Annotated in this window: 8 protein-coding genes; 6 read left to right on the top strand and 2 right to left on the bottom strand. The window is 39.3% G+C overall.

Translation table 11 applies throughout. The annotated features are described in order from the left end of the window. Window positions 1-81 precede the first annotated feature (81 nt). Window positions 82-1509, top strand: a complete 1428-nt coding sequence (locus B5D77_RS18885) for a glycosyltransferase family 2 protein (protein ID WP_106909429.1) — start codon at window positions 82-84, stop codon at window positions 1507-1509. 138 nt (window positions 1510-1647) lie between these two features. Here the strand turns inward: B5D77_RS18885 and B5D77_RS26720 are convergent, their stop codons facing one another. Beyond that, window positions 1648-1866, bottom strand: coding sequence for a hypothetical protein (locus B5D77_RS26720; protein WP_106909428.1), 219 nt, complete (start codon window positions 1864-1866; stop codon window positions 1648-1650). Window positions 1867-1893: 27 nt separating this feature from the next. Between B5D77_RS26720 and B5D77_RS18875 the strand changes: the two genes are divergently transcribed. The 5 genes from B5D77_RS18875 to B5D77_RS18840 all read left to right on the top strand — a co-directional run bounded on the left by B5D77_RS18875 (window position 1894) and on the right by B5D77_RS18840 (window position 14010). Next, entirely contained in the window at window positions 1894-2934 is a 1041-nt protein-coding gene (locus B5D77_RS18875; RefSeq protein WP_106909427.1) for a DUF4351 domain-containing protein, read from the top strand. Window positions 2935-3334: 400 nt separating this feature from the next. Next, window positions 3335-4267, top strand: coding sequence for a DUF4351 domain-containing protein (locus B5D77_RS18865; RefSeq protein ID WP_106909425.1), 933 nt, complete (start codon window positions 3335-3337; stop codon window positions 4265-4267). 212 nt (window positions 4268-4479) lie between these two features. Further along, window positions 4480-11262, top strand: a complete 6783-nt coding sequence (locus tag B5D77_RS27415; protein WP_254052990.1) for a right-handed parallel beta-helix repeat-containing protein — start codon at window positions 4480-4482, stop codon at window positions 11260-11262. A gap of 463 nt (window positions 11263-11725) precedes the next feature. After that, a complete protein-coding gene (locus B5D77_RS18845) occupies window positions 11726-12691 on the top strand; it encodes an o-succinylbenzoate synthase (RefSeq protein WP_106909424.1) in 966 nt (321 codons plus the stop codon). Next, window positions 12667-14010: a 2-succinylbenzoate--CoA ligase gene (locus B5D77_RS18840; protein ID WP_106909423.1), complete on the top strand. Its 1344-nt coding sequence runs from the start codon at window positions 12667-12669 to the stop codon at window positions 14008-14010. Before B5D77_RS18845 ends, B5D77_RS18840 begins: the two co-directional genes overlap by 25 nt. Window positions 14011-14137: 127 nt before the next feature. On the opposite strand, the gene B5D77_RS18830 is transcribed toward B5D77_RS18840, so the two are convergent. Continuing rightward, complete coding sequence (locus B5D77_RS18830; RefSeq protein WP_002779991.1) at window positions 14138-14821, bottom strand: M48 family metallopeptidase; 684 nt, start codon at window positions 14819-14821, stop codon at window positions 14138-14140. Window positions 14822-14848 lie beyond the last annotated feature (27 nt).

Here is a 14848-nt window from a genome sequence, read left to right as displayed (position 1 = left end):
TGTTAAAAATTTTAACAATTTTCGGTAAGATAAAGCAAGAAACAAGCGTCTACTTGAAAAGTTACTTAACCTGAGTCGATTATGGCAGAAAATTATTGGTCGCAAGAGGATGATAATGAAGAATTAGACCCGATTGGTTCCCTCCTATCTGACTGGTCCGATCCCGAAGACGAGGAGGACGAATTTAGAAGCGAAATTTTTCAAGGCCGATCGGGACGCAGACAGAAAGCAGCTTTTAGCCTCATGGCGGTCTGGACAATAATTATCGGACTTCATTGGCTTAGTTGGGGTTATTGGGCAATTATCGCCCTAACTATGGTACTATCGGGGCAAGCTTTGCGGCTGCTGTTCACCAAACCGGAAACGCCGCCAATTCCCTTACTGGATCAGGATTTAGCCTCTGTCCCCAGGGTTTCTCTCTTAGTAGCGGCCAAAAATGAAGAAACCGTAATCACGAAACTGGTTAATTATCTCTGTCATCTAGACTATCCCCAAGATAAGTTAGAAGTCTGGATCGTCGATGACTATAGCACCGACAACACGGGTGCGATTCTCGATCGCCTTGCTTTAGAATATCCCCAATTAAAAATTCTCCATCGTCCTGCTAATGCCGGAGGTGGCAAATCCGGCGCCTTGAATCAGGTTTTATCCCTGACTAACGGGGAAATTATTGGCGTATTCGATGCCGATGCGGGATTATCCTCCGATTTACTGCGTCATGTGGTGCCGATGTTCGACGATCGAGAAGTGGGTGCGGTACAGGTGCGAAAAGCGATCGCCAATGCTGCCGAAAACTTCTGGACAAAAGGACAAGCGGTAGAAATGATCTTTGATAGCTGTTTCCAACAGCAACGGATCGCGGTGGGAGGGATCGGAGAATTGCGCGGAAATGGTCAATTTGTCCGTCGTAGTGCCTTAAATCGTTGCGGGGGTTGGAATGAACAAACGATCACCGACGATCTTGATTTAACTATTCGTCTCCATATCGATAATTGGAAAATTAATATCTTAAATTTTCCCGCAGTAGCGGAAGAAGGGGTGACAACTGCGATCGCTTTATGGCATCAGCGCAATCGTTGGGCCGAAGGTGGTTTTCAGCGTTATCTCGACTATTGGAAAGCGATTTTAAAGTCTCCCATGCCTTGGCCGAAAAAGTTTGATTTAATTGCTTTTTTGCTCGTTCAATATATCTTACCTGCGGCCGCTATTCCCGATCTTTTAATCACAATTACCCAGCACCAAGCTCCGATTTTAACGCCTTTAACTGGTTTGGCTCTTTCCCTTTCTCTCTGGGGTATGGTGACAGGATTAATCCGAGTCAATACGGGTAGAAAATTCACTTTCGCTCTCGGTTTAGACATCCTTGCTCAAACCATTCGCGGCATGATTTATATGATGCACTGGTTTATTATTATTCCCAGTGTCAGCCTGCGGATGGCTTTGCGTCCTAAACGTTTAAAATGGGTGAAAACCGTTCATCTGGGTGAACATCTCAGCGCCGAGGTTTAATTTTCGAGGATAGACTCCAAAAACTTTGGCCTTATCAGGCTCGAAATCCCCTGTCAGTCAAGGTTACAGCCTTTGGAAACCCCTTTGGGAAAAATTTCCAATTTCCTTAATCATGCTTGCTGCCAATAATGTGTTAATTTAGATACAGAATTGAATTCCGTGACAGCACTGGGGTGGCGAAAAGCGCTCGCTCCAGTTTTTTTTCTCGAGAAAACGGGTTTCTTCAAGAAACCCGTTTTCTGTGGGGTTTTTTGCCGGAAGCATTCCCCTCTTTTCGTAGGTTAAGGGGGTGAGGTCATAACAATCCGTTGCCAAAACCGACTTTTCAGAATACAATACAGAAGAGTAGTCATTCATCACTCAGATTAGTTAAGATGATATTACATGACTAATAATATTGACCATGACCGCTTATTTAAGGAGTTAATCTCCACCTTTTTTGTCGAATTTATTGAGTTGTTTTTCCCTCAATTGATAGATTATTTAGATAGGGACTCGATTACTTTTTTAGACAAAGAAGTATTTACCGATGTCACCGAAGGAGAAAGGTATGAAAGCGATTTAGTCGCACAAGTTAAGTTTCGAGGAAAAGAATCTTTTTTTCTGATTCATGTGGAGGCGCAGGAAAGTTCCCGCCAGTGGTTTAATCGGCGAATGTTTACTTATTTTGCTCGCTTTCATGAGAAATTTGTCTTACCGATTTATCCGATTGTAATTTTTTCTTATTCAAAGCCAAAAAGAGAAGCGATTAGTCAATATGTAGTCGATTTTCCTGATTTAAAAGTCTTAGAATTTAACTATCAAGTAGTGCAGTTAAATCGATTAAATTGGCGAGATTTTCTCAATCAGTCGAATCCGGTTGCTTCAGCTTTGATGGCGAAGATGAACATTGCCGAGAAAGAGCGAGCCAAGGTAAAAGCGGAATGTCTGCGCTTGTTAATTACTTTAAGGTTAAATCCTGCGAAAATGCAATTAATTTCTGGATTTATTGATACTTATCTCAATCTAAATCCAGTGGAAGAGAGACAATTTCAAGAAGAGATTAGCACATTTAGTCAACCCGTACAGGAGGGAGTTATGCAAATTACCACCAGTTGGATGCGTCAAGGTATTGAACTAGGTATTGAACAAGGTATCGAACAAGGTATTGAACGCGGTATCGAACAAGGTATTGAACAAGGTATTGAACGCGGTATTGAACGCGGTATTGAACGCGGTATTGAACAAGGTATTGAACAAGGTATTGAACGCGAAAAGACATTGATTCTTCGTCAACTTAAACGAAAGTTAGGGGAGATTAATCCTTTATTAGAAACTAAAATCATGCAGTTAAGTATTGATGATGTCGAAGTATTAGGAGAAGCTTTATTCGACTTCTCTACGGTTGAAGATTTAATCAATTGGTTAAATACTTTAACTGCCTAGTTTATGTTAGCGATCGCATCTTGGCAACAAATGAGAAAACGGGTTTCTTTGAGAAACCCGTTTTCTTTGAGAAACCCGTTTTCTTGTCCTTTGAGAAACCCGTTTTCTTGCAATATTAATTTCTGTTACAGGGGTATTGAAAAATTGGCGATTGTTGGGCTAAAACTGTTAGCAATAAACTTTTGCAGTTAATGTCATGACTTCTACCCTGTTGCCGAGCCTTCCTGCTGTTGACGATGTTTTGTTCGATTTCTCTCAATCTGATGGATTTTGGGCGAATTTGGCAATAGCTGTAGGTTAAGGGGGTGAGGTCATAACAATCCGTTGCCAAAACCGACTTTTCAGAATACAATACAGAAGAGTAGTCATTCATCACTCAGATTAGTTAAGATGATATTACATGACTAATAATATTGACCATGACCGCTTATTTAAGGAGTTAATCTCCACCTTTTTTGTCGAATTTATTGAGTTATTTTTTCCTCAATTAATCGATTATTTAGATAGGGACTCGATTACTTTTTTAGACAAAGAAGTATTTACCGATGTCACGGAAGGAGAAAGACATGAAAGCGATTTAGTCGCACAGGTTAAGTTTCGCGGAAAAGAATCGTTTTTTCTGATTCATGTCGAGGCGCAGGAAAGTTCCCGCAAGTGGTTTAATCGGCGAATGTTTACTTATTTTGCTCGCTTTCATGAGAAATTTGTCTTACCGATTTATCCGATTGTAATTTTTTCTTATTCAAAGCCAAAAAGAGAAGCAATTAGTCAATATGTAGTCGATTTTCCCGATTTTAAGGTCTTAGAATTTAACTATCAAGTAGTGCAGTTAAATCGATTAAATTGGCGAGATTTTCTTAATCAACCGAATCCGGTTGCTTCAGCTTTGATGGCGAAGATGAACATTGCCGAGAAAGAGCGAGCAAAAGTTAAGGCGGAATGTCTGCGCTTGTTAATTACTTTAAAGTTAAATCCTGCAAAAATGCAATTAATTTCTGGATTTATTGATACTTATCTCAATCTAAATCCGGTCGAAGAGATACAATTTCAACAAGAGATTAGCACATTTAGTCAACCCGTACAGGAGGGAGTTATGCAAATTACCACCAGTTGGATGCGTCAAGGTATTGAACAAGGTATTGAACAAGGTATTGAACGCGAAAAGACATTGATTCTTCGTCAAATTAAACGCAAGTTAGGGGAGATTAATCCTTCATTGGAAACTAAAATCATGCAGTTAAGTATTGATAATGTCGAAGTATTAGGAGAAGCTTTATTCGACTTCTCTACGGTTGAAGATTTAATCAATTGGTTAAATACTTTAACTGCTTAGTTTATGTTAGTGATCACCTTTTGGCCATTTGTCAGAGAAAACGGGTTTCTTTGAGAAACTATTTAGAAAACCCGTTTTCTTTGAGAAACCCGTTTTCTTGTCCTTTGAGAAACCCGTTTTCTGTATAAATATTAATTTCTGTTACAGGGGTCTTGAAAGATTGGGGATTGTTAGGCTAAAACTGTTAGCAGTAAACCTTTGCAGTTAACGTCATGACTTCTTCACTGTTGCCGATTCTTCCTGCTGTTGACGATGTTTTGTTCAATTTCGCTCAATCTGATGGTTTTTGGGCGAATTTGGCTATCGCTTTTGGCACAAGTTATGATGTGGTTAAAGCGACGCAATTACAACAGCAGTGGCGAAGCCGAAATTTCAGTCAACTTCCTGAGATTGAGGTTGTTAGCAGCAGTGTTTTAGGTAGTGCAAATGGCGCTTATGGGATTAGCACCAATAAGATATATCTATCTGAAAGCTTTTTTGCTTCTGCTAGTTCAGATGCTTTGGTTGCGGTGATGTTGGAAGAAATTGGGCATTTTTTGGATGCTCAAATTAATAGGGTGGATACGGTGGGGGATGAGGGAGAATTATTTTCTCATCTGGTGAGAGGGGTTAATTTAACTGAGGCTGAGTTAACTTATATTCAAGCAGAAGATGATCGTACTGTTATTGATTTAGGGGGACAATTTATAGGGGTTGAACAAACAGCACCAATTACTTTAATTGTCAATACTACTATAGATGAGAATGATGGTAGTGCCACTATTGGGAGTGGTTTGTCTTTGCGGGATGCTGTTGCAATTGCTAATAAAAGTCCTAATACTCCCTATATTATTAAGCTGAAATCAGGAACGACTTATGCTTTAACTTATGTTAATAATACGACAACAGGCGATCGCAGTTTGAAGACACAAGGTACGATTACCATTGAAACTGATGGAACAGCACTAGCTTCTATTGTTAATAATGCTAGTCCTATCTCTGGGCAGAATGATAACAATTATATTATATACAACTCTAGTAAACTTGGAGTTACATTAAATAATCTCTATATCAGCAACAAAGCAGGAAGGGGAATTGACAACTACTACTGGGGAACATTAACATTAACCAACAGTACAATATCTGGTAATACGGCTACTAGTGGAGGGGGAATTTACAACAATAGCTGGGGAACATTAACATTAACCAACAGTACAATATCTGGTAATACGGCGGCTAGTTGGGGAGGGGGGATTTACAACTACTATGGAACATTAACAATAACCAACAGTACAATATCTGGTAATACGGCTGCTTATGACGGAGGGGGAATTGAAAACTCGGGAACATTAACATTAACCAACAGTACAATATCTGGTAATACGGCTACTCGCTATTCTGGAGGGGGAATTGAAAACTCGGGAACATTAACGTTAACCGACAGTACGGTATCTGGTAATACTGGAACGGGAATTGGCAACTCTCGGGGAACGTTAACAATAACCAACAGTACAATATCTGGTAATACGGGAAGGGGAATTTTTAGCGTTAGCGGGGGAAAATTAACAATAACCAACAGTACAATATCTGGTAATACGGGAGGGGGAATTTTTAGCGTTAGCGGGGGAAAATTAACATTAACCAACAGTACAATATCTGGTAATACTGCTCATCAGGGAGGGGGAATTTACAACGGTGGAACATTAACATTAACTGATAGTACAATATCTGGTAATACGGCTACTCATTCTGGAGGGGGAATTGAGAACTATGGAACATTAACATTAACTAACAATACAATATCTGGTAATACGTCTAATATTGTAGGAGGGGGAATTTACAACGACTACCGGGGAACATTAACATTAACGAATAACATTATTACTAGCAATAGTGCCTTTTACGGTGGCGGTATTTACAATCATGGTACATGGAGTTCAAATAGTATTATTAGTGGAAATACTTCGAGCAAAGTTTGGTATATAGATTCAAATGGAGATTCAACTACATCTGAATCCAGCTGGATTAATGGTAAATGGATAGCAAATCCAATAGATCCAAAATATCCAAATATATATGATAGTGGCACTTTTACCGCACTCCCACCCACACCTGATTCTCCACCTAAACCAACGATATCAGTCAGTAATGCGCGGTTTGATGCTCCCACAGGGAAGGTTATTTTCGAGGTTAAACTGTCCTCAGCTTATGATAAACCCATAACCGTTGATTACTATACCCTTGATGGAAGTGCCAATTCAATAGACCCTAACCAATTAAAAGATTTTAACAATGTTGTCAAACAAACCCTCTCCTTTTTCCCAGGACAAACCAGCAAACAAATAGAAATTACCGTTTTAGGAAGTGCGCCTCCTACCGACCAAACCTTTGAGATTTTTGCCAAAGACACTGCTTTTCGTGATATTTGGAAAGATACGGATAAAGGCAAAGAAGTAGATAAGATCTATGACTATAGTGACCTGGGTTACGAAGGCTATCGTATCAATAAAGTTTTCAAAGATTCTACCACAGGATTTGATGCTGTTGGTTTAACTTCTGATGAAAAATTCTTTCTGGTTTTAGCCAATCCCCTTAATGCCAATGAATTTACATCCAATAGCAATAACTTACTGCAAGATATTGCCAACACTTCAGGCGGTAACAATACCGCCGCCTATACTGCTGGACAGAATCTAATCAACCAACTCACCAGCGCCAATCAATCCTATACCTTTACTAATGGCACAATTTATGACCTCGCTAAACCTCCTGTTTTAGCTATTCGGGGTGGATTTAGCCAAGGAAAAGATCTATTAAGTGATTTGAATCCTAAAGGAATTGGCTATAATCAATTTACTAATAATAAAGACGCAATCAATCAATGGCTTTCAGAAGTAACTAATCCTGTAAGCGGATTGACTCTACGACCTAATATTACTGGATATAGTTTAGGCGGTGCATTAACTCAATGGGTAGGGGGTAGTTATACAGGACAACTCGGAAAGATTGTTACTTTCAATAGTCCGGGTATTTCCCAACAACCCGGCATTAATTTCAACGCTACTAATAACTTAGGTGTCACTCATTACATAACTTCGGCCGATGTGGTTAGCATGGCAGGTTCATCATACCTAAATGGAGTCTGGAACTTAGACAAATATTCAAAACTAACATCTGCAATTACCCTTGAAAAACATACAGTTCCCGTCTTAAATCAAGCTGTTACGATAACCAATAAGATACATACAAAACCGACAGATTTAACTCGGAAAGTTGCCAACGGAAATACTAATGATTTAAGTAGTTACTGGTTTACATATTTGCCTGATGCTGATTATTTTGCTCTTCAAGCAGCCGTTGCTGCAATACGTCCAATTCTGGGTGCTGCTTTAACTTATCGTGGAACCGTTGAACTGAATCGAAAAGCAATTGGAAGTGCCATTGATGGTCTTGGAAATATATCCGATGCAGTAACATCCGCTTACAACGCAGCTAAATCTTGGACTTCAGATGCGTGGAATGCGATTATTGGACAGTCTGACAAGAAACTTGGTTTATCTCCATCAACTGCAAATCAAAGCAATTCAACGCTAAAGCTTGCATCATCTTTTCTGGACACAAATAGCTATCAAATAGCAACAACAGCTACAGCATCACAGACAATTGATAACTTTTGGGATGCCATACCTGATTGGGGAAATAATGCTTGGCAAGCTACAACTAAATGGTCAGGAGATGCTTGGAAAAGTATTGATGAATGGACACCCCAAACTTGGCAAGCAACAACTACCTGGACAGCAGCCGATTGGGATAAACCATTCTTGACTATCTCAAATCCGACAATTGTAGAAAACAATTCAGGAACAAATAACCTGATATTTAAAGTTACATTGTCAACCACAAGTACCCAAACAATTACCGTAAATTATGGCACTGCTGATGACACAGCAACAGCAGGAAGTGACTATACAGCCAAAACAGGGACTCTCACCTTTACCCCCGGACAAATCAGCCAAGATATTATTATTTCCGTCAATGGTGATACTGCAATTGAACCGGATGAGACTTTCTTGATTAACCTTTCTAATCCTAGCAATGCGCTGATTACAGATAATCAAGGATTAGGAACAATTACCAATGATGATGGTGATAATACCAGTGTCACCCCAATCGAAGCTTTCGGTAACACCAAATTAGTCAAAGACACAACTAATAAACTCTACGCACAAATTGGCAATAACAATCCCATCGCCATTAAAATTGCTGCCACTCAGATTACCACAAATACCTACCCTGGTTGGCAAATCTTAGCCGCAGAAACCGTTAATGGAATTAACCAAGTCCTCTTGAAAAATACATCACAAAACCTTCTATATATATGGAATTTAGATAACAATTGGAATTGGCAATCTTCCCAGGGAGGGTGGGGATTAAACTCAACGCCAGCATTCAGCCAAGAAACCAACTTCCAACAAGACTTTAATGGTGATAATCAGATTGGTAATCCCTTCACCCCAATCGAAGCTTTCGGTAACACCAAATTAGTCAAAGATGCGACTAATAACCTCTATGCTCAAATTGGCAATAATAACCCCACTGTCATCAAAAATGGTGCCACTCAGATTACCACAAATACCTATCCTGGTTGGCAAATCTTAGCCGCAGAAACCGTTAATGGAATTAACCAAGTCCTCTTGAAAAATACATCACAAAACCTTCTATATATATGGAATTTAGATAGCAATTGGAATTGGCAATCTTCCCAGGGAGGGTGGGGATTAAACTCAACGCCAGCTTTCAGCCAAGAAACCAACTTCCAACAAGACTTTAACGGTGATAATCAGATTGGTAATCCCTTCACCCCAATCGAAGCTTTCGGTAACACCAAATTAGTCCAAGACACAACTAATAACCTCTATGCTCAAATTGGCAATAACAATCCCATCGCCATTAAAATTGGTGCCACTCAGATTACCACAAATACCTACCCTGGTTGGCAAATCTTAGCCGCAGAAACCGTTAATGGAATTAACCAAGTCCTCTTGAAAAATACATCACAAAACCTTCTATATATATGGAATTTAGATAACAATTGGAATTGGCAATCTTCCCAGGGAGGGTGGGGATTAAACTCAACCCAAGCTTTCAACCAAGAAACCAATTTCAAACAAGACTTTAATGGCGATGGATTCATCGGTCAACCCTTCACCCCAATCGAAACCTTCGGTAACACCAAATTAGTCCAAGATGCGACTAATAAACTCTATGCTCAAATTGGCAATAATAACCCCACTGTCATCAAAAATGGTGCCACTCAGATTACCACAAATACCTACCCTGGTTGGCAAACCTTAGCAGCAGAAAACGTTAATGGAATTAACCAAGTCCTTCTGAAAAATACCACACAAAACCTTCTATATATATGGAATTTAGATAACAATTGGAATTGGCAATCTTCCCAGGGAGGGTGGGGATTAAACTCAACCCAAGCTTTCAACCAAGAAACCAATTTCAAACAAGACTTTAATGGCGATGGATTCATCGGTCAACCCTTCACCCCAATCGAAACCTTCGGTAACACCAAATTAGTCCAAGATGCGACTAATAAACTCTATGCTCAAATTGGCAATAATAACCCCACTGTCATCAAAAATGGTGCCACTCAGATTACCACAAATACCTACCCTGGTTGGCAAACCTTAGCAGCAGAAAACGTTAATGGAATTAACCAAGTCCTTCTGAAAAATACATCACAAAATCTTCTATATATATGGAATTTAGATAACAATTGGAATTGGCAATCTTCCCAGGGAGGGTGGGGATTAAACTCAACCCAAGCTTTCAACCAAGAAACCAATTTCAAACAAGACTTTAATGGCGATGGATTCATCGGTCAACCCTTCACCCCAATCGAAACCTTCGGTAACACCAAATTAGTCCAAGATGCGACTAATAAACTCTATGCTCAAATTGGCAATAATAACCCCACTGTCATCAAAAATGGTGCCACTCAGATTACCACAAATACCTACCCTGGTTGGCAAACCTTAGCAGCAGAAAACGTTAATGGAATTAACCAAGTCCTTCTGAAAAATACCACACAAAACCTTCTATATATATGGAATTTAGATAACAATTGGAATTGGCAATCTTCCCAGGGAGGGTGGGGATTAAACTCAACCCAAGCTTTCAACCAAGAAACCAATTTCAAACAAGACTTTAATGGCGATGGATTCATCGGTCAACCCTTCACCCCAATCGAAACCTTCGGTAACACCAAATTAGTCCAAGATGCGACTAATAAACTCTATGCTCAAATTGGCAATAATAACCCCACTGTCATCAAAAATGGTGCCACTCAGATTACCACAAATACCTACCCTGGTTGGCAAACCTTAGCAGCAGAAAACGTTAATGGAATTAACCAAGTCCTCTTGAGGAATACATCACAAAATCTTCTATATATATGGAATTTAGATAGCAATTGGAATTGGCAATCTTCCCAGGGAGGGTGGGGATTAAACTCAACCCAAGCTTTCAACCAAGAAACCAATTTCAAACAAGACTTTAATGGTGATAATAAGATTGGTAATCCCTTACCCATTATCGGGTCATCAGAAAATAATATTCTCAGTGGTACTCTGGACAATGATATTCTAATTGGTGGCTTAGGTAATGATACTATAACAGGGGGTGCGGGTGGCGATCAATTCACCTTCAACAACCGCAATGAAGGGATTGACACAATTACTGATTTTCTCTCCAGTCAGGGGGATAAAATTGCTGTCTCTGCTGCGGGTTTTGGCGGTGGTTTAGCCGCAGGAGTTGCGATTACAGCCGCTCAATTTGTGTTAGGAACAACTGCATTAAATGGCAGCAATCGCTTTATTTATAATACAATCACTGGAGGATTATTCTTTGATGGGGACGGGACAGGTACACTAGCAGCTATTCAAATTGCAACTCTTAGTTCTAAACCCACTCTTACCGCATCTGATATACTTGTATTAGTTTAATCTTAATACAGCTTGTAGTGAATTGTTTCAGCTAAAATAGGGCAATAGATTTCGGCTTAAAGTCTTAGATTATACAATTTATAGCATTTTTCTAATACATCAAATTAGCTGAAACAGTCCAGTAGGGTGCGTTAGACGGCCAAAAATTGCTGCTTTGACTGGAAGGTGACAATCCGTAGTAACGCACCACCTATCATCGACTGTGATTGTGTGATGGACTATGATTGGAGTAACGCACCACCTATCATCGACTGTGATTGTGTGATGGACCATGATTGAAGTAACGCACTACCTATTATCAACTAAGTAGCTGGTTACAATTAAAGATAAAATACAAAGAATCAGAAGCCTGTCCCACTATCTAAGTGGGTAGAATTAAATATCAGATGAACGTAGGTTGGTTTGAAGCATGAAACCCAACGCCTGCTCATGTTAAGCTTTTCAAGACTACTTATAGTTAATCATGTATTTCTGGCAATTTCGTGTTTATCAGCGTCCTTTGCTGCGTCCCCTACAAACCCATCACGGACTCTGGCAAATTAGGGAAGGAATTATTATTCGCTTAGAAGCGGAAGATGGACGTATAGGATGGGGAGAAATTGCTCCTTTACCTGAATTTGGTTCAGAAACATTATCGGCAGCAATATTATTCTGTCAAAGTCTCGAAAATCCCCTATCAATAACTTCAATTTTTTCTATTCCCGAACAATTTCCCGCTTGTCAATTTGCCTTTGAATCAGCTTTAGAAGATTTAAGTATCGAGAATAAATCAAGAGAATTAGAACCGAGAAATTATAGTTATTTATTGCCCACTGGTGCGGCAGTATTTCCCTGTCTGGATGATATTTTAGCCGTCAATCAAACTAATACTTATAAATGGAAAATTGCAGTTAATTCTCTCAAGCAAGAGTTAACCTTATTTGAAAAATTAATTGACCGATTACCCAGGAACATTAAATTGCGTTTAGATGCCAATGGGGGATTAAGTATTGCTGAGAGTAAAATCTGGTTAAAAATTGCCGATGAATGTCAAATAATTGAATTTATTGAACAACCTTTACCCCCGTCTCAATGGTTAGAAATGTTGCAATTAAGTCAAGATTTTACCACAGGAATTGCTTTAGATGAATCCCTAGGCAATCTTCGACAAATAGAGGAATGTTATCAACGGGGATGGCGAGGAATTTTTGTGATTAAACCTGCTATTACCGGTTCAATCCAAGGGTTAAGACATCTCTGGGAAAAATATCCCTTAGATTTAGTGTTTTCCTCGGTTTTAGAAACTAATATCGGCAGAAAATCCGCTCTACGTCTAGCACAAGAATACCCCAAAAAGGAGCGAGCTTTAGGTTTTGGTGTGCAACAATGGTTTAATAATAGTGACCCCGATTGGTTAGAAAAACTGTGGACGACATCAGCGAACAATTAGCATATCTCAGTCAAAAAGATTGGTTATATGGATACAATAGCCAGAAATTTTATCAATTATATCAGTTCTATTCTCAGAAATTTATCGCCGCAGATAATCCTCGATTAACTATACTGCTTGCTGAAGGCAATCCCCTTAAATTCTTAGCGATATTCTTGGCTGCCGTCAGGTCAAAAAGTTGCCTATTTTTAGCTAATCCCGACTGGAAAACTAACGAATGGGAACAGGTTTTCTCTCTGATGCAACCCGATTATATTTTTGGCGAAAATATCAAGGTTTTTAACTATAATTCTCCTCCTGTCAATCCTTTGACTAATTCTCTGATGATACCCACAGGGGGAACCTCGGGAAAAATTCGCTTTGCTATCCATAACTGGTTAACTTTAACTGCTTCTGTTAAAGGTTTCTCTGAATATTTTCAAGTCAAGCAGGTTAACTCTTTTTGCCTACTGCCTTTATATCATGTTAGTGGTTTAATGCAGTTTCTCAGAAGTTTTTTAACAGAGGGAGATTTTGCTGTTATTCCTTACCATAAAATCAAAGAAAAGCGTGTAAATAATCTCAATCTTCAAGATTATTTTATCTCCTTAGTCCCCAGTCAATTACAATTTTTTCTAGAAAATGATCCTCGCTGGTTAGCCAATTTTAAAACAGTTTTACTAGGAGGTTCCCCTGCATGGCCATCTTTACTAGAAAAAGCTAGAGAATATAATATTTCTCTGTCTCCTACCTATGGAATGACGGAAACTGCCTCACAAATTGTCACCCTTAAACCAGAAGATTTTCGACGAGGCAATAATAGTAGTGGACAGCTATTACCCCATGCTCAGATAAAAATTAATCCCGATAACCAGAAAATTATTATTGAAGCGAAATCTTTATTTTTAGGCTATTATCCCCATCTTAATCAAGCAAGCTACTTCGAGACCGATGACTTAGGTTACTTGGATGAAAGTGGTTATTTATATATCATTGGTCGGGATAGTCAAAAAATAATTACCGGAGGAGAAAATGTTTATCCTCTTGAGGTAGAAACTGCCATTAGACAAACTAATTTAGTTAAAGATGTGGTGGTTTTAGGGTTGCCAGATGTCAAATGGGGACAGGTAATTGTCGCTTTTTATGTCCCCGTTAATTCTCAGATAGGCCAGACAATTATTCAATCTCAGATTAAAGATAAATTAGTCAATTATAAGCTGCCGAAACATTGGATAAAATTACCAGAGATACCAAAAAGTCCCCAGGGTAAGATTAATCGAACCAATTTAATTAAATTAGCTGAAACTTGTTTTGACACCGAGTCAAACCCCGGACGATAATTATAGCAGTTATCTTAATGGTGAGTTATGAGGTTTTCCTTTTGGGGAGACTCCGAGACGATATAATCGGGTAAAATGGCTATGGGTGCTAATCCCAGCAGATTTAAATTAGGTTTATTTTCCAAAATTAGAGTGACTGTTCCAACATCTGACCGTGTTCTTTAAGCCATTGCTTGGCCTTATCCATAGTAGCAATTTGCGACCTGATAATCTGCCAAAATCGTGGAGTGTGGTTCGATTCAATCAGATGCGCTAACTCATGAACTACCACATAATCAATTACGAACATCGGGGCTTTGATCAATCGCCAGTTAAAGTTAACATTGTCTTGGGGTGTACAAGAACCCCAGCGATATTTGCTGTCGGTAATTTTAGCCTGATTAAACCTGACACCAAGCTTTTTAGCATAAAGGTTGACACGAGGAAGTATCTTCTCTTTTGCCTTCTGAATATACCAATCTTGAAAAATCTCGCCACCATTCTCTGTTAGTGCCTTTGGTACTCGAAAGCGATTGTTAATAAACTTTATCTCTGTCTGATCATCAACCAATTCTAAACGATAGTAGCGCCCTAAATAAAGAAGCGACTCGCCATTAACCAGTTCCTTACCCGGAGGATGAAGTGGGACTCGATACTTTTGCTCGTGGTGAATTTTTTCATAGAGCCACTGCTTGCGTGACTCTACTATTTGCTGGATCTTATCGGGATGAGTACCAGTAGGCGCTCTGACCACGATCGAGCGATCACGTTCCACGGTAATGGTCAGGGTCTTACGACTGGAAGAATAAATGATTTTATAGTCAAGTTTCATATTAAAAGTCGCTCAATTTTACTCGAT

This window comes from Microcystis sp. MC19, assembly GCF_003019735.1.
Taxonomy (GTDB): domain Bacteria; phylum Cyanobacteriota; class Cyanobacteriia; order Cyanobacteriales; family Microcystaceae; genus Microcystis.
This window is presented reverse-complemented; position numbering and strand designations above follow the sequence as displayed.